Raw genomic sequence first — 18184 nt, forward strand, 5'->3', positions numbered from 1 at the left:
TCACTCGTGTTCAAAATTAACCTCTCCAATCTTGGACGATATTTCCGTCACGAATTACAATTTGACGTGCTGCAGCTTCTCCAATTTCACGATCGTGGGTAATCATAATGATTGTTGAGCCTTGTTTGTTTAATTCGTAAAAGAGGTCCATAATTTGTGTACTCGTTTTCGTATCAAGTGCTCCCGTCGGTTCATCGGCTAAAATGAACTTTGGATTATTTACGATTGCACGTGCAACTGCGACACGCTGTTTTTGTCCACCTGATAATTCGTTCGGTAAGTGAGTAGCACGATCAGCTAAACCTACTTTTGTTAAAGCTGCTAGTGAGCGTTCACGTCGCTCTTTTTTATCAACACCTGCATAAATAAGAGGCAATTCAACATTTTGCATTGCTGTAAGTCTCGGTAATAACATAAAGTTTTGGAATACGAATCCGATTTCTTTATTACGGACATGTGCAAGTTCTGTTTCAGACATGTTTGAAATGTTTTGTCCAGCCAGCTCGTACGTACCTGTCGTCGGTTTATCTAAGCAACCGATAATGTTCATTAATGTTGATTTACCAGAACCAGAAGGTCCCATAATAGAAGTGAATTCTCCTTGGTTCAGTGTTACGTCAATTCCATGTAATATTTGAACGGATTCTGTACCATTTTGGAAGGATTTCGTGATGCCTTTTAAGTTAATCACTGGGCGACAACCTCCATACCATCTTTTAAGTCTTTTTCAGGTTTAGAGATAATTTCCTCGCCTTTTTTCACTCCAGAAACTTTTGCTTCGCTATCAGTTTCGAATTCAACAGTAACTGCTTGTTCTTTCGCTTTACCGTCTTTTACAACGAAGACAACATTTTTATCACCTTTTTTCACGATACTGCTTTTCGGAACAATTGTACCAGTTGCTTCGCCAGATTTACTTGTTACGTAAACGTGGAAGCCGTTTTGTAGTTCGTCACTATTATCTAATGTGACAGTGAATTGATAGTTAGAAACAGTTTTATTTTCATCCATGCTCTTTAAAGGTGTAGAACCGATTTCTGTTACTTTTCCTGTCCAAGTCTTACCAGCGACAGTTTTTGATGAAACAGTTACTTCTTGCCCAACTTTCATACTAGCAAGCTCATATTCAGAAAGTTGACCTTTTACTTTAAATTGACCAGCGTGACGAAGAGTAATTCCGCTCATACCTGTTTTTTCGTCAGCAGTTTTTACGATATCATCAATTACGCCATCAGCAGGACTTGTTACAGAAAGAGTGTTTACTTTCTCTTTTGCTGCTTTAATCATTTCATCAGCTTTTTCAACTTCAAACTTTTTCATTTCAAGTTGTGATTCTAATTGCCCAACTTCAACTTCTGATGCTTTTAATGCTTCAGCAGGAAGGCCTGCATTTTTATCTTTTTGTAATTTTTGTTTCGCTGCATCAATTTGTTTTTGGAACAATGTTACTTCTTTTTGTGCGATTTTCTTTTGCATTTCTGCTTCTGTTATACCTTGTTTCGCAGTCGGATCATTGTATTTAAATAGAAGCTGACCCTTTTTCACTTCATCGCCTTTTTTAACAGCTAATTCATATGTTCCTTTTGTTGGATCGAATGAAATAGTTTCAATTCCATTTGGAATAACTTCGCCACCAAATTTTTGCGCGTTTTGGATTTGTTTTTCAGTTACTTTATATCCGCTATATGCCATTGCTACTTCTGAACCGCCACCAGCAAATGCAAAGTATGATCCAGCTGCAATTCCGATTGCTACTACACTAGTAATTAACACTTTATTTTTCTTCTTCATCTATTTATCACCTTTTCGTTCGTTTTAGTATCTACATTAAGTATAGAAGAGGTAAAGAATCTGACAAATCGTTTTAGCTTACAATAACCTTACAGTTTTGTAAGGTATGAATATGTAAATGTAAGGTAGAGGTTGTCCTAGTGTAAGCAAATGAATTGACTCGTCGTTTCTTTCTTACAATAATATTGTATGGAGGAAAGGAGGAAGGAAGATGGAAGCTTATTTTAGCGCGCATCCATTAAAACCGTTTATTCCCTATTCAAGGCAACATGCCATTATATTATTTATTATGTTGGTGGGGATATTTTTCCTATATCAATACCAAGATGTATTACGTCAAAATGAGTGGAATATAACGGTTCGATATGCGATTGCATTTCTATTTATAGGGAGTGAAATTGGACTGCATATGTGGGAGTGGAAAGCAGGGATTTTTGAGCTAGCCACTTCATTACCATTCGAGTTATGTACGATTAGTTTGTTGTTAGCATCGATTATGATTGTAACGAAAAGTTACCGTATATATGAGATTGTATTTTTTACGGGAATTATTGGTGCATCACAAGCCATTTTAACACCAAATTTGCAATATGCTTTTCCGCATTTTCGTTTCATTGAATATTTTATCGCGCATGTATTGCTCATTTGGGCACCACTCTTTATGACTTGGGTGGAAGGCTATAGACCGACCTTGCAATCTATTAAGCGTACGATGATATTTTTAAACATATTAATTCCGCTTGTTTCGTTTGTAAATTACAAAACAGGCGGTAATTATATGTTTTTAGCTCATAAGCCAGAGACTGCTTCATTACTCGATATGTTAGGACCGCATCCTTACTATATTATTTCATTAGAGCTTGCAGCGCTTATTGGATGTTTCATTTTATATATGCCGTTTGCGAAAAGAGAAGGGCATACGCATAAAGAATCACTAGGATCATAGCCTAGTGATTTTTCGTCTTTAAAATATTTACAATTCAGAAAATTAAGAATAGAATTAAGGGGTAAATTATATATAGAGAGAAGGGAAAACGTGGTCAAAAAAGTTTTTCTAAATGGAATGGAAGTGACGATTCAATTTCTTATTTCGATTTTGGGGATTATTATGTTAGGGGCTCTGCCGAAATTGTTTTATGGATTTAAGCTGGATGTATCAAAGTACATACAGAGTTTAAAAGAAGTGTTTGTGAACTTAATGGATATTTCCAATTTGCAATATGTGAGAGGTAAATTTTTATTTCCGCAGCTGTTCGTCCATTATAAAGAAACGATTATTATTTTTTTAGCTGCTTTTTTTATTTCATTATTTGTAGCATTTTGTATTGTTTATGTAATTATGAATAGTTCACCGCGTATACAACATCGAATTAAATCATTTCTTATCTTCCTAGAATCCATTCCAGATATCCTTCTTATTTTAGTATCACAAATTTTAGTTGTATGGTTTTTTAAACAAACAGGTTTTTTACCTTTTCAAATTGCTTCAATTGGAGGCGAGTCGATTAGGGGGTTGCCAATATTGTGTTTGAGCATTCCGACTACGATTATGTTTGTAAAAATGGTCGTGCTTCGTTTTGAAAATGAACTAGAAAAAGATTATGTACTATTTGCTAAGGCGAAAGGGCTGGGGCGCTTTCATATTTTAAATCGTCATATTTTACGAAATGTGTTGCTTAGTACATTATTCTTTGCGAAAACGAACATCTTTTTTATGTTATCTAATTTATATATTATAGAATGGATTTTTAATACGGGTGGTATTTTTATGTTTTTGAAATCGTATTTCGGTATTAGAGTTGAGGTTTTCATCGTTAGTGTGCTTCTTATATATATTCCGATTTTTATTTTATTTAAATTGTTTCATTATCTCATTCCGGCTGCGATGAAGGAGAGATTATAATATGTGGACGTATATAAAACGTGATAAAAGATTTTGGATAAGCATTGGGTTTCTTCTCTTATTAGTTCTTTTGAGCATCGGAAATACGTTATGGAATGATGGACATATTAGACAAGTCACATTGCAATATGATGCGGATGAAAATCCACAAGTGCCACCGTTTCCACCTTCATTACAATTTTTACTCGGGACAGACCAGAAAGGGTATGACCTGTTACATTTAGTCATTGAGGGCGCGAAGTGGACGATTGGTATATCTATTTTAATTGCGGCACTTAGAATGGTAATAGGTGTGTTTTTCGGTGTCGTACTCGGAACGTATATAAAAAGAGGATTTTCAAAAATTGAGGCTTTCTTTGATAGTTTTACAGTTATTCCGACAGTTATGATTGCGTATTTTTTTCTTCAATCTGCAAATGCATTTGGAAGCGGAGAGGAGACAACAACCTTTTTTGAAAGGGCTTCGTTTCAAGTGGTATTACTTATACTGCTTGTAATGCCAGTTATTGCACTGTATGTTGCGAAGGAAGTTCGTAAATTGCGAACGGAAGAATTTGTTGATGCCGCGCGCATATTAGGTGGATCGAGAAGACATATTGTTATAAAACATATTTTTCCGCATCTCTATATGCCATTTATACTCGTATTTCTTCAGCAGTTTACGCAGACTCTTACTATTTTACTGCACTTAGGATTACTTGAAGTGTTCTTTGGTGGGACTGTTACGTTTGGTGGACCTATAAAAGAGGTGGAATCTTATACGCATGAATGGTCAGGTTTAATTGGAGTATACTTTAGATCATTAACAGTGCATCCATGGATTCCTCTCGTCCCAATTACATTTTTCGGGCTTACTATTTTTTCAGGAAATATGATTGTAAAAAGTATAGAAGAGGCGATGTTGAAGGTAAGGTTAGGAGGAGAGCTAAAGAAGGATGTTGTAGAAGAGGAACAATCTGTTGTGCAGTCGAAAGAAGAGTTATTTACTTTTAAGCATACGATGTGAAAATAAAGAAAAGAAGCAAGCATGTATTTCATGCTTGCTTCTTTTCTTTATTTTGTAGAAACTTCGCCTTCAGCTTCTGTTTGCGGAATAAAGTATCCAATTATACCACCGATGATTGCTGGAACGATCCAGCCGATTCCTAAGTTATAAAAAGGAATCGTGTGTACGATATTAGCGATAAAACTTGGTATCATTCCCACATTATCAAGTGCATGAATACAGCTAATAATAAATGCTGCGATCATCGCTCCGATGTAGACAGAAGGTTTACGTTTCGTATATTTATCGATAAATGATACGAAAATTAAAATGATTGTAATTGGGTACAAAATAATTAATACAGGTAGTGTGATTTTAATTAATAAGCTTAATCCTAAGTTTGAAATAACGAAGCTAAAGATACAAACGTATAGTACAAGCTTTTTGTATGAAACATTTGTTAGCACTGTTGTGAAGTAATTTGCAAATGCACTTACAACACCAATTGCCGTTGTTAAACAAGCGAAGATAATGGCGATACTTAATAAAATATTACCGCTTGTCCCAAAGAATTGATACATAACAGTAGCTAATAGTTGACCACCGTTTTCGAATTGCCCTAAGTTTCCGTTTGAAGCTCCGATATAACCGAGTAAGAAGTAAACAATTGTTAAGAATAGAGCAGCGATGCTTCCGCAAATGATTGTATATTTTGCGATAGATTTCTTCTCTTGTATACCGTTTTGACGAATTGCATTTACAACAATTGTTGATAGAACGAGAGCGCCAATTGCATCTAACGTTAAAAATCCTTCAAGAAATCCTTTGAAAAACGGGATGTCTTTATAGTCACCGATAGGCTCTGCAAACGTTCCTGGTGAAAGAATCGCTTTTGTTGCCATAATTGCAATAATTACAAGTAAAATTGGTGTTAATATTTTACCGATATGATCTACTAGCTTGGATGGATTTAATGATAAGAAGTAAACGACTGTAAAGAAAATCGCACTAAAAACTAACATAGAATACCATTGATCTGGGAAAAGTGGTACAATCCCAATTTCATAAGATACAGATCCAGTTCGTGGAATAACAAATAGTGGGCCGATTGAAAGATAAATAATGATAGCGAATACTGCTGCGAATTTTGGATGAACACGGCTCGCTAAAGTGTTAAAACTACCACCAGCAAGGGCAACAGCAACGATAGCAAGTAAAGATAAACCTACGTCTGTAATAATAAATCCTGTAATGGAAACCCACATATTTTCTCCGGAAGAAAGACCAAGAAGGGGTGGGAAAATCATATTACCAGCACCGAAGAAAACTGCGAATAGTAATAAACTAATCGAAAGTATTTGCGCTGGTTTCAAAGTTGTACGCATATAAAGAAAATCCTCCTAATGAGTATTTTTGTCGAAAATTCAAATAATTTGTCGAGTAACTGTTATTATTTTAAAGGTCTGATGACTAGAAAGCAATAGGGAATTTTGAAAAAATTAAAAAATAATGCATTAAATCGAATAAATATACTATTTGTATGTTTAATAGGAAGGATTTAACTTTTAACGTGAAAAAAACACATATCGCTAGGATACGTGTATTAAAAATATATTTTTCTATCGCGTTCTTCTTTTAAAATTTCAACGGCTTCTCGGAAGCGTTGGGAATGGACAATTTCTCGTTCGCGTAAAAAGCGTAAGCTGTCATTTATGTCGGGATCGTCAGATTGGTTGATAAGCCACTGATATGTGGCACGCGCTTTTTCTTCAGCTGCAATATCTTCGTATAGGTCGGCAATTGGATCACCTTTAGCTTGTATATAGGTTGCAGTAAATGGAACACCAGCTGCGTTATGGTAATGAAGTGCGCTGTCATGATCGACGTAATGAGGGTCGAGACCAGCTGCCTTCATCTGTTCAGGAGTCGCATCTTTTGTCAGCTTATAAACCATCGTAGCAATCATTTCAAGATGCGCAAATTCTTCTGTACCAATATCGGTAAGGAGGCCAATGACTTTATCAGGAATGGTATAACGCTGGTTTAAGTAACGTAGTGCAGCAGCTAATTCTCCATCTGCACCACCGTATTGCTCAATTAATAATTTTGCAAGTGCTGGATTACAAGTTCCTACTTTAACAGGGTATTGTAATTTTTTTTCATAAATCCACATAGTTTCTCTCCTTTATATTTGCCATGGCCAAGGACCTTTACTCCATTCCCAAGGGGCATTAGAATAGCTATTTCCATACTGTTGAAGCGGTCCATATTTTTCTTCCATCTGTTGTTTTAATACTCTTCGTTTATAGGAAAAATCATTAAATTGGTTAATAGCTGCTGTATCGTCTGGGTGGGTGTCTAAGTAAAGAGTTAGTTCAACTAATACAAAGTCTAATTCTTGGAGATTCTCTAAAAGTCGATAATACTCTTCTGGTAGTGGTTGATTCACGTCAGTAGTCACCGCCCTTTTTTATAAGGATTTTCGTAATAATCATAAAAAACAGGCCATAAAGTTCCTTTTTGTAGTGCTTCTTTCGGTGAGAATTGTGGTAAATTTGGCGGTTGAAAACCTAAATATAAATTAGGAGGGGTAGAGTAATATTTTTTCCCAATAGGAGGGCAAGGATCTTGAGGGCTATGATATGGCACATATGATTTCATGTATTTATCCATTAATAAACCTCCCTATATCTTCATCACTACGTATTGTATTCAGACATAATGAGCATTTATGACACATATAAAAAAGTAATAAGTACAGGGGGAATGAATGTGGAGAATGTAAAGAATTTAATCGTGTTAGAAGTAAAGAACTTAAAGGAAACTCTGTATTTTTACGAAGGGATTTTAGGAATAACACCTAGTTCATTGAGGCCGCAATTAGATGTTACAGGGGTTTGGTATGATATCGATTCAACGAGAATTAGTTTTGTTATGAATCGCATGTTAGGAGGAAGAGAAAAGAGTGTTACGAATTTATGCGAGGTTATAACATTTTCAATTTCTAACATAGAGAAGTTAAAAAAGAAGCTAACGTTTTATGAAATTTTATATATAGAAAACAAAAGTGAGAAGAGTATTGTAGTACAAGACCCAGATGGATATAAACTTCAAGTGATAGAGAAGGATGAATAAACGGAGGGGATTTAGTGGAGAGAAGTTATGAAGAAAGTGCGTTGTTTGAGCATCAATTTTGGCTAAAGGTACTTACTGATCATGCACAATTTTTACTGGATGCATTAGCTCCGAAGGAAAAAGAGGATATAAAGAAAGCTACTTACTTTGTTGAAACATTTACGAATCTGTTAAATAAAGTTCGCAATGTGAATCTGATGGTATTCTCCAAAGAGGCAGAACAAGCCGCTAAGGAGATTCGGGCGTTTAAATTAGATACTATACAGAAACAGCTGGAAGGGAAAATTACTATTCATTTTACGCCAACTTTTATTAATCATATGGTAAACGAAGTGGAAGAGTATATAACGGTTTTAGAGTTTTTGAAGAAAGGGGAAGTTCCGCCTGTTTTTCATGAATTACATTATCATCTCGTTTGGTTAACAGATGCGGCTGGTCATGCAGGTTCTATTTCTGGTGGGCTAGATCTTGTTGAAAAAAAATTGAAAGAGAAAAGCGAAGAATTTACGAAGCATTTTGAACAATTTTACTTAAAGGCAGTTGAGATGACTGGATATTTACGAACGGAGCTTCATCATTTTCCAGCATTAAAGAAGTTTACGAAAGATGTTTCACTTGAATTGAAATTATTTTCGCATTTTTTACATGAAGTGGAAGAGCTCGAGTTATCGAATGAAGTATTAAGTGTATTATCAGCTAGAATGGCAGATCATATGGCAAGAGAGGAATGTTACTACTTATTAAAACTAGCTCAATCGTCTGGACTTGAAATGCCAAAATGTAATCCGCTTTAAAGAAAAAGAGGCCAATTTTATTTGGCCTCTTTGTCTGTTTTATTGTCTCTTTTTATTTTTGCTTGTTCAATGCTTGCCTGTAATGTCTCCATAATATTAATGATGTTCGGAGCTGGAGAGATTGTTTCAGTTTTTTCCTGTTGTTCAATTTTATTCTCGATTAATTCGGTAAGGGCTTCTTTATATTCATCTGTATACATTTCTTGTTCAAAAGGATTTGTAAGATGGTGGATTAAATTAATTGCTGCGGTGAGTTCTTGTTTTTGTATAGGATAATTTTCGTTACTTGGTAAGTTAGGTGTATTTGTTATTTCGCGAATTTCATTAGGGTAGTGGATGGTTTGTAACATTAGCCCATCTTCAAAGTTACGGATAATAGCTAAATGTTGTTTTTTTCTAATAGAAATATGAATAAGCCCAAGTTTATTTGTACGTTCAAGAGCTTCTTTTAATAATAAATAGGATTTTTCATGTCCTGGGGTAGGACCTATAAAATAAGAACGGTCATAAAGAACAGAATCGATTTCGTTATTTTGGACAAAAGATATAATCCGAATGGATCGTGGTTCGTGAGCTTTTTGCAACTCAGCTAATTCTTTTTCATCCATAATAATGTATTTATGAGGTGCATATTCATAGGCTTTTACAATATCTGTATCATCAATTTCTTCATCCGTACAATCAGGAGCAAATTTTTTATATTTAATAGGTGTTAAGCATTCTTTATGGAGACTTAAAAATTTTATATCGTTTTCTTCTACGGCACTGTATAGTTTAATTCCTATATTTAATAGTCCAAGTGAAAGTGCACCTTTCCAGACGGTATGCAAATGAAACATCTCCTTTCGTTCAAAAATGGTTATGTATATTATGAGATAGTAAGAAATTTCCTATACGTTTTTTGTTTTTTACGGAAGGGATTGGGATATAAAATATATTGACAAGCTCTCTGAAATATTTTAATGTGATTGTATAAAATTGTGTATAAAGGGGAGTAACTTATTACAGTAAAGTCGTCATTACAGGGAGAAACCCTCGGCTTTATTGGCAACGTTTCGTTGTTAGTGAGACCTTTACCAGCAATGGTAAAGGCCCCTTATTGTCTTTTTGAGGACCCTTACCATATTTGGTAGGGTCCTTTTCGTATACAAAGAGAGGAGAAATAAAAATGAAAAAACTTATTAGTAGATTAAGAGTTGTATTTCATGTTCGCCGATTTGTTCCATTCCTATTTGACTTTTTCACTTCAAAAGAGGTTTCAATAAAGAAGAAAATTTTATCTATCGCTTTTTTAGTTGGTTATGTAGCGATGCCGCTTGATTTAATTCCAGACTTTTTACCGTTTATCGGTATTTTAGATGATATTGGAATTGTGTTATTTATTTTGAACCGAATTGTAAAAATGGCGCCAGTTCAATTACAAGAAAAGCATAACGTAAACGTAGGATAGGAGTTAAAAATATGGAGCAAATGATTTTAGATATAATCGAGTTTTTAAAGCAGTTTTCTTATTTTGGAGTTGTGTTAGCATTAACGTTTGAATTTATTCCAGCAGAAGTAGTTTTGCCCATGGTTGGGTATTGGGTGTACGAGGGAGATATGAATTTTTGGCTCGCTGTATTAGCTGGAACACTGGGCGGAACGACAGGACCTTTAACGTTATATGCCCTCGGTTATTACGGCGGTCGTCCTCTATTAATAAAATACGGGAAATACTTCTTTATTAAAGAAGAACAAATTCAAAAAGCGGATGATTTCTTTGAGAAATATGGACCGGTTGTAGCATTTGTTGGACGCTTTGTGCCAGGGGTTCGAACGCTTATTTCTGTCCCATGTGGTATGGCGAAAATGAATATATGGAAATTTAGCATATATACATTTATAGCAATGTTTCCGTTAACGACTTTGTATGTTTATTTTGGAATGAAATTAGGTCCGCATTGGGAGAAGGCAGCGGATGTTGTTGGGCAATATATGCTACCAATATTAGGAGGCGTTATTCTTATCGTTGCTAGTATCTTTGTCTATAAATATATGAAGAAAAGAAATAAAACGGAATCTATCTAGTCAATTGAATATTTTTTGAAAATAGATGAATAGTACAGGCAAAAGACTCTGAGGGACATACACATATAGGGAATATAAAAGAGAGAGGGGAAACAACTATGTCTTGTGAGTGCTCAGGGTCAGCATTAACTTGTTGTCCAGATAAAAATTATGTGCAAGATAAAGTGTGTAGTCCGTGGTCTGCTACTGTAGTTGCAACAGCAATTGATAATGTTCTCTATACAAATAATATTAATCAAAATGTAGTTGGTACTGGTTTTGTTAAATATGATGTTGGACCAGGCCCAATTACTGTAGAGGCGCTTGATTCTGCTGGTACTGTAATAGATACACAAACATTAAATCCAGGAACGAGTATCGGGTTTACGTATCGTCGTTTTGATATTATACAAGTTGTGTTACCTGCAACACCTGCTGGAACGTATCAGGGAGAATTTTGTATTACAACACGTTATCCACTTTCATAGCAGAATAGGAGAGGATCGAAATGGGAATGAGAAGTTCCAGTTTGTCTTGTTGTTCTAATAAAACACTTGTGCAAGATCAAGTATGTACAGACTGGTCTATTACAGGTGCTGGTACTCAAATTGTATATACAAATAATATCACGCAAGAAGTATATGGTTCAGGTTACGTGAAGTATGATGTAGGTGCCAACCCGATTACAGTTGATTTTTTAGTAGGTGCAACAGTAGTTGATACAATTACTGTACAACCACAAAGTAGTGGTACTTTCACTGTCCGATATTTTACTACTGTCCGAATTACTACGACAGGAACGACTGTTAATCAAGGAGAGTTTTGTATTACAGTACGTTATCCAATCTCATAAAAAGCATACCGTGAACGGTATGCTTTTTATATTAAGGAAATAATGAAATTGGTATTCTATAAGCAACATGTAAATTCGCAACAGTACTTGCCTTCTAAATATAGTGAAAGATTACTTGTTATATTGATAATATTGATCGACTGTAGGTCTTTTCCTGTGTACGATATTGTATTACCAGGAAACACAGTGAAAATATTGGTTACTGTTCCAATGATTTGAATTGTAATTGCTTCGGTGCTGCTAGTACTATTGTAAACCGAGACAGTACCTGATATAAGTAGTATCCCATCACTTTGCCATAGTATCATTGATTGTGATGCATCTTTGGCAGAGGGGATGGTGTTATTAGTTATGAGGAAATTCCCTGCAAATTCATTTTTTACTCGCTCGCAATTTGGATTTGGAGGAGGGGACGGTGGACAAGGGTCTGGACAAATAATAGATAAAGGAGCGAAACAGCCAATATTTTTTTTATTCTTCAATACAACCCCTCCTTTTAAGTTGTCTTTTACTACTATTAAATGTAAAAGTATGGCCGATGTGTTAAAAAAAGAAGGAAATATTAAAAATTAAGATTGTCTAATAGGCTTAAACCTTAACTTATCATTGGTGTTATAGAAAAGATTATATGTGAATAGTCATAGGAAAAGAATGATCAGACTCTTTTAGACAAAAGGTGGTTGTATACAATAGTACAAGTAATGTTGGACTTAATTTCTAATTAACTGTATATTTACAAAAATCTAATAAAGTTCATTTGTTATTTAAACGACATTAACATGTATTAGATAAAATAGCCCTTGTAATGAATCAATTATTATGAGGAGGATTCACGTGGACAGAAATGCTTTAAGAAAAGTAAAAGGCCTTATTGGATTATTAATGGTTTTTGTATTAGCATTTGTATCATTTCCGTGGAGTACATCAGTCAAAGCGGAAGAGAAAAAGCAAGAAAAGGCACCAAGTGAGAAGAAAATAGTTTTCCCCGTTGTAAGTGATGTTCATATTAAAAATAGTGGAACAGATGATATGTTTCGCTGGAAAAGAGCGATTGAACAGTTCAATACGCTTGCACCAAAGCAAGATGCTTTTGTTATTGTAGGAGATTTTACTGATTCAGGGTCTGTGCAGCAATATGATCGTTTCATGCAAGTGTATAATGACAATGCAAATAAAGATGCGGTACGAATGAATTCTCTAGGTAACCATGATTATTGGAACGGTTTATCCGTAGAGGGAGCGCAGAAGCGTTTCTTAGAAAAAACAGGTATGGAATCAATTTATTATCATAAAGTGGTGAAAGGGTATCACTTCCTTGTTATGTCGCCAGAAAATGGGACAACACATGGATATTATTCAGATAAACAAATTAATTGGTTAAAAGAAGAGATGGCAAAGGCACAAAAAGATGACCCAGAAAAACCGATTTTCGTATTTTTACATCAACATATTAAAGATACAGTGTACGGTAGCCAAGAATGGGGAACGAAGGATAGTGCAAAAATTAATGCAGTATTAAAAGAATACCCACAAGTCATTACGTTTTCAGGTCATTCACATTATCCATTAGATGATCCAAGGTCGATTCATCAAAAAGACTTTACATCTGTTGGTACGTCTTCTGTAAGCTATATGGAGGTAGAGGGCGGTAAAGTGCAAGGGAATATTCCTTTAGAATCGCGTGCATTAAGCCAAGGTTTATTAGTAGAAGTAGACGATAAAGAAGTAACGATTAATCGTCGTGATTTCCATACAAATTCTTGGACAGGTGAGCCTTGGAAAATTAAATTACCAGCAAAGAAAGAAACTTTTACACATGTAGAAGATCGTGATAAAGAAAAACCATCTTTTTCGACAGATGCGAAGTTATCAGTATCAAATGTAACAGAAAATGCAGCAACAGTAACATTCCCACAAGCATTGGACAACCTTCTCGTTCATTCGTATCGCGTACAAGCGAAGGATAAACAAACGGGAGAGATTAAAAACAAGTTATTAGCATTCTCAGAGTTTTATCGTGATCCAGTACCAAAAGATCTTACGTTTACGCTTGCTGGGTTAGAGGGTGGGAAAACATATACACTTGAAGTAGTTGCGATTGATTCATTTGGCAATGAAACCGCGCAGCCGTTAACAGCAGAAATTACTACAAAAAAAGATAATATTGACCCGAATGTGAAAGTACCAAAAGCGGATGTTTTTGATGTAAACTTTGCAGATGGTACATTTAAAGACAATTCACCATTTGGTACAAAAGGTGAATTGAAGGGTAATGTGACTATTGAATATGATAAAGCATTGAAAAAGAATGCTATGAAGTTAAACGGAAAAGCAAATACATTTGGATATCTTCCATTTTCAGCAGCACAAAAAAAGAAAATAGCAAATACGTTTACGTTAGAAACTGTGTTTTCAATGAATGAAATTCGCGGGCAAGGTATTTTGCAAAATACAGAGAGCGGCGGAATTGGTTTTGAGTCTACAGGAAGTGGATATGTTGAATTATGGGCTCACATTGGCGGTAGCTACAAACGTGTTGGCGCTCAATTGGAAGCGAACAAAACGTATCATTTAACAGGAACATATAATGGAAGCGAAGTGGCAATTTACGTAGATGGTAAAAAAGTAAATAGTCAGTCAGCTCAAGGAAAAGTTTATAACCCGAACGTACCATTTGCATTTGGAGCGGATCCTGATAGTAACGGAAATGGTGGTATTCCGTTAAATGGGCAAATCGCGCTTGCGAAATTATATAGTAAAGCGTTAAGTTCTTCAGAAGTATTAGCAGCGTACAATGAGTTTTCTAACCGTACGAAGTTAGAGCAAGTAAATGCGCTATTTGAAGAGCTTGGAAAAGTAAAAGAAGTGTTAGCTGGTACGTATGAGTTTGGTGACAAGCCAGGTCAATATTCAAAAGAAGCATTTCAAGAATTAGAGAAAAGCTTTAACATAGCAAAGCAAGCATTTGAAAATGTAGGGAGTACGGGAGAGCAAATCGTTCAAACGTATAACGAATTAAAAACAGCTAATGTAACATTTGTACAATCTAAAGTAGTAGAACAACCGAAAACACCGAAAGAAAAATTACAAATTAATATTGAATCTGCAAAAGCAGTAGTGAAAAAAGCGCAAGCTGCAAATGTAACGGACGGTTCAATGAAATCATTGAGCCAAAAAATTACAGTGGCAGAATCTGTGTTAAAAGATGCGAAAGTAAAAGATACACAAGTAGAAACGATGAATCGTACGATGGAATATGCGATTTCACTCGTTGAAAAAAGTATGAACAAATAAGAGAGAAGAAAAGAAGCTTATCATGATAGGCTTCTTTTTTGTTATACTAAAAGTAGCATAGAAAGAAGGAGCGAATAATTTGGAACAGAAAAAGCTAAAAAGAATTCTTGAATATGTATGGATCGCGGTTGTGCTCCTTGTAGGATATTATTTATTAAAAGATAAAAGTATTTGGGTTTTATTCTTAATGACGTTTTTATTAGCAGGATTAGGAACGTTATTTATTAACTTCTTCTTTGATAGTTTGAATGCCTGGAAGAAGAAAAAGAAGGGGACGAAGTAAAGGAGGGAATATATGCAAAAGTGGAAGCTCATATATTAGGTGATTATTTTCTTAGTGCTTGTGGGTATTGGAATGGTCAAATATTCGACACCAATAGGAAATTGGGCATGGTTTACAGCTTGCATCGGCATATTTTTCATTTTACAATCGTTAACGAAAAAATATAATAGTACAGAAAGATAGCTCGCCGTTTTATCGGCGAGCTATTTTGTTATGCTTTTTTCTGTTCATCATCTGTTTTTTCGTTAGCTAAATGACTATGTTTCCTAGAGTAGCAGAAATAGAAGCATAAGCCGACTATAAGCCAAACTGCAAAGCTAATCCATGTTGTTTTAGACAAATTGATCATTAAATATAAGCAGCAAAGAATCGCGACAACTGGTAGTACAGGTACGAAAGGTGTACGGAATCCACGTTTTAAGTCAGGATGTGTTTTTCGTAAAATAAGTACAGCGCAGCAAACGAATGTAAAGGCTGTTAATGTACCGATATTTACTAAATTCGCTAGCAAATGTAAGTCTAAAAGGCCTGCTAATAAAGCGGCAATGACGCCAGTAATCCATGTATTTAATAAAGGGATTTTTACTCTTTTATTTACACGTGCTAACGCTTTTGGAAGTAGACCGTCACGGCTCATCGCATATGAAACGCGAACTTGTCCATACATCACGACTAGGAGGACGGTCGTCATTCCAGTCATCGCTCCAACAGCGAGTAGTCCTGCAATTGCATCTTCACCAACGAAGTGCAATGCAAATGCAACTGGATCAGAAACGTCTAATTGTGTATAAGGAACCATACCTGTTAAAACGAAAGATACAATCATATATAAAATAGTACAAATAAGAAGGGAACCAATAATACCAATTGGTAAATCACGCTGTGGTTTTTTCGTTTCTTCCGCAGCGGTTGCGATTGCATCAAAACCTAAAAAGGCGAAAAACACAGTGGCAGCGCCAGTAATAATACCGTCGTATCCGAATGGAATGAACGGTGTCCAGTTTTCAGGTTTTACATATTTTGCGCCTGCTACGATAAAAGCGATAATAACGGCTAACTTGATAAGAACCATAATATTATTAATGCGTGCGCTTTCGCGTATACCAAAACTTAAAAGGGCAGTAATGATGAGTAAAATACAAACAGCTGGTAAATCGATGAGACCACCTTTTCCTACGCCGGGGGCTGAGTCGATTATGGCGGGCAGGTGTATATTGAACCCTTGTAGTAAAGATTGCAAATAACCAGACCAACCGACAGCTACTGCTGCAACGGCAAGTAAATATTCGAGCATTAAACACCATCCGACGATGAAGGCGACAACTTCTCCGACTGTCATGTATGCGTAAGTATACACACTTCCTGAGACAGGAATAGAAGAAGCAAATTCAGCATAACAAAAGGCTACACAAGCACAAGTAAATGCAGCAATAAGGAATGATAGCATAATACCAGGACCAGAATGTTTTGCTGCAACAATACCTGTTAATACAAAGATCCCTGTCCCAATTACGGCGCCGATTCCTAAAAATGTTAAATCGAGTGCAGTTAATGTTCTATCTAGCTGCTTTGGTGATTCAGTACTAAGCGCTTTTTTTCGTAATAATGACTTCACTTTGGACTCTCCCCCCATTTTTTTATTTCCATAACTGCGACTATAGTATGAGCCCATTAAAAAAGAGTAAGTAAGGAAGTGGAGGTGCAGTTATGGTATGTAGTTTTTTTAAAATTGCTGGATTAATCTTAATATAATTCAGAATATTTTGTCAAATAAAAATATGACAAATAAAATGCGGATCAATAGGGGAAACTACTTGCAGAAATGGACGGGGGTTAATAATCTACTTGGATGGAGAACCCCACTGATTAAAGTTAAAGTAGGAGCAGATGCTATGTTATTTTATTTTGAACTTGTCGTCATTTTACTTTGTACGAAATTAGCTGGTGACATTAGTGTGAGACTTGGTCAGCCTTCTGTACTTGGTAAGTTAATTGTCGGTATTATTATCGGTCCGGCTGTACTTGGTATTATTAATAGTTCTGAACTGATCGATGAACTGAGTGAGATTGGTGTTTTGTTACTTATGTTTATGGCGGGACTTGAAACAGATTTAGAAGAGTTAAATCGGAATTTGAAATCGTCGTTTGCAGTAGCGGCCGGTGGAATTATTTTTCCTTTCATCGGTGGTTATGTAACAGGATTGCTGTTTGGATTAATACAGTCCCATGCCATTTTTTTAGGGTTATTACTTTGCGCAACATCGGTTAGTATTACGGTCCAGACGCTACGTGATCTAGGAAAAATGAATACGAGAGAAAGTACAACAATTTTAGGTGCTGCCGTATTTGATGATGTCATTGTCGTTATTTTATTGGCATTTGTAATGAGTTTTTTAGGAACGCAAGATGTGAATATAACACTTGTCATTGTAAAGAAAATTATTTTCTTTGTAAGTATTGTTTTTATTGCTTGGAAAGTCGTTCCTTGGATTATGAAAATGCTTGTACCGCTTCGTGTAACAGAAGCGTTAATTAGCGCGGCTCTTATTATTTGTTTCTCTTTTTCTTATTACAGTGAAATGATGGGAATTGCAGGTATTATTGGAGCGTTTGCAGCGGGAATTGCTATTTCTCAAACAGAGTATAAGCATGAAGTGGAACATAAAATTGAACCGATTGCTTATGCAATATTTGTTCCAGTATTCTTCGTAAGTATCGGAATGGAAATTACATTTCAAGGTATTGGAAGCCAGCTTTGGTTCATTATTATTATGACTCTCATTGCGATTTTCACAAAGTTAATCGGATCAGGTTTAGGAGCAAGGCTGACAGGATTTAATCTCCAATCTTCTATTAGTATTGGCGCGGGGATGGTATCACGTGGTGAAGTAGCGCTTATCATCGCTGCAAATGGACTTACGGCGAATTTATTAGCGAAAGAAAATTTCACAGCGATTGTTATTGTTGTTATATTGACGACGATTATTACACCGCCACTTTTGAAGAAATATTTTGTATAGAGAGGAAGGGCTTATCTGATGTAGGTAAGCTCTTTTTTTATTCCCAAAAGCAATGATCATATAGCATGAAGGGTTTGTAA

The 18184-nt window shown here is 35.5% G+C and carries 23 protein-coding genes; 14 read left to right on the forward strand and 9 right to left on the reverse strand.

Annotation, left to right across the window (positions count from 1 at the left end; genetic code table 11):
- Nucleotides 1-16: 16 nt before the first annotated feature.
- Both ACTFRH_RS00455 and ACTFRH_RS00460 read right to left on the reverse strand, forming a co-directional pair.
- Entirely contained in the window at nt 17-691 is a 675-nt protein-coding gene (locus ACTFRH_RS00455) for an ABC transporter ATP-binding protein (protein ID WP_000609108.1), read from the reverse strand.
- The gene (locus ACTFRH_RS00460) at nt 688-1791 is read right to left on the reverse strand and encodes an efflux RND transporter periplasmic adaptor subunit (protein ID WP_000728827.1); all 1104 of its coding nucleotides are present in this window, start codon (nt 1789-1791) and stop codon (nt 688-690) included. The genes ACTFRH_RS00455 and ACTFRH_RS00460 overlap by 4 nt, the downstream gene beginning before the upstream one ends.
- A 211-nt stretch (nt 1792-2002) precedes the next feature.
- Here ACTFRH_RS00460 and ACTFRH_RS00465 point away from each other — a divergent pair, with 211 nt between their 5' ends.
- From ACTFRH_RS00465 to ACTFRH_RS00475, 3 genes are all read left to right on the forward strand, one after another.
- Nucleotides 2003-2737 (forward strand): YwaF family protein, encoded by a 735-nt coding sequence (locus tag ACTFRH_RS00465; protein WP_000388683.1) that lies wholly within the window; start codon nt 2003-2005, stop codon nt 2735-2737.
- A gap of 90 nt (nt 2738-2827) precedes the next feature.
- Nucleotides 2828-3694, forward strand: coding sequence for an ABC transporter permease subunit (locus ACTFRH_RS00470; RefSeq protein WP_000239696.1), 867 nt, complete (start codon nt 2828-2830; stop codon nt 3692-3694).
- Between the two features lies 1 nt (nt 3695).
- Nucleotides 3696-4700, forward strand: a complete 1005-nt coding sequence (locus ACTFRH_RS00475; protein ID WP_440048804.1) for an ABC transporter permease — start codon at nt 3696-3698, stop codon at nt 4698-4700.
- A 47-nt stretch (nt 4701-4747) separates the two neighbouring features.
- Here ACTFRH_RS00475 and brnQ2 read toward each other — a convergent pair whose 3' ends face one another.
- From brnQ2 to ACTFRH_RS00495, 4 genes are all read right to left on the reverse strand, one after another.
- Nucleotides 4748-6064 carry a branched-chain amino acid transport system II carrier protein BrnQ2 gene (gene brnQ2, locus ACTFRH_RS00480; RefSeq protein WP_001260940.1) on the reverse strand — a complete coding sequence of 439 codons (1317 nt, stop codon included), beginning with the start codon at nt 6062-6064 and terminating at the stop codon, nt 4748-4750.
- Between the two features lie 218 nt (nt 6065-6282).
- The gene (gene cotJC, locus ACTFRH_RS00485) at nt 6283-6852 is read right to left on the reverse strand and encodes a spore coat protein CotJC (RefSeq protein ID WP_000265278.1); all 570 of its coding nucleotides are present in this window, start codon (nt 6850-6852) and stop codon (nt 6283-6285) included.
- Nucleotides 6853-6864: 12 nt separating this feature from the next.
- On the reverse strand, nt 6865-7128 hold the full coding sequence (cotJB, locus tag ACTFRH_RS00490; RefSeq protein ID WP_001075543.1) for a spore coat protein CotJB: 264 nt from the start codon (nt 7126-7128) through the stop codon (nt 6865-6867).
- Between the two features lie 8 nt (nt 7129-7136).
- Nucleotides 7137-7352: a spore coat associated protein CotJA gene (locus ACTFRH_RS00495; protein ID WP_000362188.1), complete on the reverse strand. Its 216-nt coding sequence runs from the start codon at nt 7350-7352 to the stop codon at nt 7137-7139.
- A gap of 33 nt (nt 7353-7385) precedes the next feature.
- Here ACTFRH_RS00495 and ACTFRH_RS00500 point away from each other — a divergent pair, with 33 nt between their 5' ends.
- Together ACTFRH_RS00500 and ACTFRH_RS00505 are read left to right on the forward strand one after the other, a co-directional pair.
- A complete protein-coding gene (locus tag ACTFRH_RS00500) occupies nt 7386-7814 on the forward strand; it encodes a lactoylglutathione lyase (protein WP_165498028.1) in 429 nt (142 codons plus the stop codon).
- 14 nt (nt 7815-7828) lie between these two features.
- Nucleotides 7829-8608, forward strand: a complete 780-nt coding sequence (locus ACTFRH_RS00505; RefSeq protein WP_000442439.1) for a DUF2935 domain-containing protein — start codon at nt 7829-7831, stop codon at nt 8606-8608.
- A gap of 17 nt (nt 8609-8625) precedes the next feature.
- On the opposite strand, the gene ku is transcribed toward ACTFRH_RS00505, so the two are convergent.
- Nucleotides 8626-9438: a non-homologous end joining protein Ku gene (ku, locus tag ACTFRH_RS00510; protein ID WP_000557753.1), complete on the reverse strand. Its 813-nt coding sequence runs from the start codon at nt 9436-9438 to the stop codon at nt 8626-8628.
- A gap of 338 nt (nt 9439-9776) precedes the next feature.
- Here ku and ACTFRH_RS00515 point away from each other — a divergent pair, with 338 nt between their 5' ends.
- The 4 genes from ACTFRH_RS00515 (at nt 9777) to ACTFRH_RS00530 (ending at nt 11507) form a co-directional block, all read left to right on the forward strand.
- Complete coding sequence (locus ACTFRH_RS00515) at nt 9777-10058, forward strand: YkvA family protein (RefSeq protein WP_000733844.1); 282 nt, start codon at nt 9777-9779, stop codon at nt 10056-10058.
- Nucleotides 10059-10069: 11 nt separating this feature from the next.
- Nucleotides 10070-10675: a DedA family protein gene (locus tag ACTFRH_RS00520; protein WP_000437063.1), complete on the forward strand. Its 606-nt coding sequence runs from the start codon at nt 10070-10072 to the stop codon at nt 10673-10675.
- Between the two features lie 98 nt (nt 10676-10773).
- Nucleotides 10774-11142: a DUF3992 domain-containing protein gene (locus tag ACTFRH_RS00525; RefSeq protein ID WP_001277541.1), complete on the forward strand. Its 369-nt coding sequence runs from the start codon at nt 10774-10776 to the stop codon at nt 11140-11142.
- 20 nt (nt 11143-11162) lie between these two features.
- Nucleotides 11163-11507 carry a DUF3992 domain-containing protein gene (locus ACTFRH_RS00530; RefSeq protein ID WP_000525819.1) on the forward strand — a complete coding sequence of 115 codons (345 nt, stop codon included), beginning with the start codon at nt 11163-11165 and terminating at the stop codon, nt 11505-11507.
- Between the two features lie 56 nt (nt 11508-11563).
- On the opposite strand, the gene ACTFRH_RS00535 is transcribed toward ACTFRH_RS00530, so the two are convergent.
- Nucleotides 11564-11947, reverse strand: a complete 384-nt coding sequence (locus ACTFRH_RS00535) for an S-Ena type endospore appendage (protein WP_231122449.1) — start codon at nt 11945-11947, stop codon at nt 11564-11566.
- Between ACTFRH_RS00535 and ACTFRH_RS00540 the strand changes: the two genes are divergently transcribed.
- From ACTFRH_RS00540 to ACTFRH_RS00555, 4 genes are all read left to right on the forward strand, one after another.
- Nucleotides 11832-12080 (forward strand): hypothetical protein, encoded by a 249-nt coding sequence (locus tag ACTFRH_RS00540; protein ID WP_003300113.1) that lies wholly within the window; start codon nt 11832-11834, stop codon nt 12078-12080. The two genes, ACTFRH_RS00535 and ACTFRH_RS00540, sit on opposite strands and share 116 nt — an antisense overlap.
- 261 nt (nt 12081-12341) lie before the next feature.
- Nucleotides 12342-14801, forward strand: a complete 2460-nt coding sequence (locus tag ACTFRH_RS00545; protein WP_000375663.1) for a LamG-like jellyroll fold domain-containing protein — start codon at nt 12342-12344, stop codon at nt 14799-14801.
- A 79-nt stretch (nt 14802-14880) separates the two neighbouring features.
- Nucleotides 14881-15084 (forward strand): hypothetical protein, encoded by a 204-nt coding sequence (locus ACTFRH_RS00550; protein WP_000435800.1) that lies wholly within the window; start codon nt 14881-14883, stop codon nt 15082-15084.
- A 39-nt stretch (nt 15085-15123) separates the two neighbouring features.
- Entirely contained in the window at nt 15124-15267 is a 144-nt protein-coding gene (locus tag ACTFRH_RS00555; protein ID WP_000583226.1) for a hypothetical protein, read from the forward strand.
- Nucleotides 15268-15295: 28 nt separating this feature from the next.
- Here the strand turns inward: ACTFRH_RS00555 and ACTFRH_RS00560 are convergent, their stop codons facing one another.
- Entirely contained in the window at nt 15296-16699 is a 1404-nt protein-coding gene (locus ACTFRH_RS00560; RefSeq protein WP_000838716.1) for an amino acid permease, read from the reverse strand.
- A 199-nt stretch (nt 16700-16898) separates the two neighbouring features.
- On the opposite strand from ACTFRH_RS00560, the gene ACTFRH_RS00565 reads away from it, so the two are divergent.
- Nucleotides 16899-18104, forward strand: a complete 1206-nt coding sequence (locus tag ACTFRH_RS00565; RefSeq protein WP_001174890.1) for a cation:proton antiporter — start codon at nt 16899-16901, stop codon at nt 18102-18104.
- Nucleotides 18105-18184: the final 80 nt, after the last annotated feature.

This window comes from Bacillus cereus group sp. MYBK216-1 (assembly GCF_051916495.1).
Taxonomy (GTDB): Bacteria; Bacillota; Bacilli; order Bacillales; family Bacillaceae_G; genus Bacillus_A; species Bacillus_A thuringiensis_K.

Coding starts and splice junctions, on each gene's coding strand:
- ACTFRH_RS00530 (WP_000525819.1), top strand. CDS start 11,163: ATGGGAATGAGAAGTTCCAGTTTGTCTTGTTGTTCTAATAAAACACTT.
- cotJC (WP_000265278.1), bottom strand. CDS start 6,852: ATGTGGATTTATGAAAAAAAATTACAATACCCTGTTAAAGTAGGAACT.
- brnQ2 (WP_001260940.1), bottom strand. CDS start 6,064: ATGCGTACAACTTTGAAACCAGCGCAAATACTTTCGATTAGTTTATTA.
- ACTFRH_RS00460 (WP_000728827.1), bottom strand. CDS start 1,791: ATGAAGAAGAAAAATAAAGTGTTAATTACTAGTGTAGTAGCAATCGGA.
- ACTFRH_RS00520 (WP_000437063.1), top strand. CDS start 10,070: ATGGAGCAAATGATTTTAGATATAATCGAGTTTTTAAAGCAGTTTTCT.
- ACTFRH_RS00525 (WP_001277541.1), top strand. CDS start 10,774: ATGTCTTGTGAGTGCTCAGGGTCAGCATTAACTTGTTGTCCAGATAAA.
- ACTFRH_RS00475 (WP_440048804.1), top strand. CDS start 3,696: ATGTGGACGTATATAAAACGTGATAAAAGATTTTGGATAAGCATTGGG.
- ACTFRH_RS00465 (WP_000388683.1), top strand. CDS start 2,003: ATGGAAGCTTATTTTAGCGCGCATCCATTAAAACCGTTTATTCCCTAT.
- ACTFRH_RS00495 (WP_000362188.1), bottom strand. CDS start 7,352: ATGGATAAATACATGAAATCATATGTGCCATATCATAGCCCTCAAGAT.
- ACTFRH_RS00515 (WP_000733844.1), top strand. CDS start 9,777: ATGAAAAAACTTATTAGTAGATTAAGAGTTGTATTTCATGTTCGCCGA.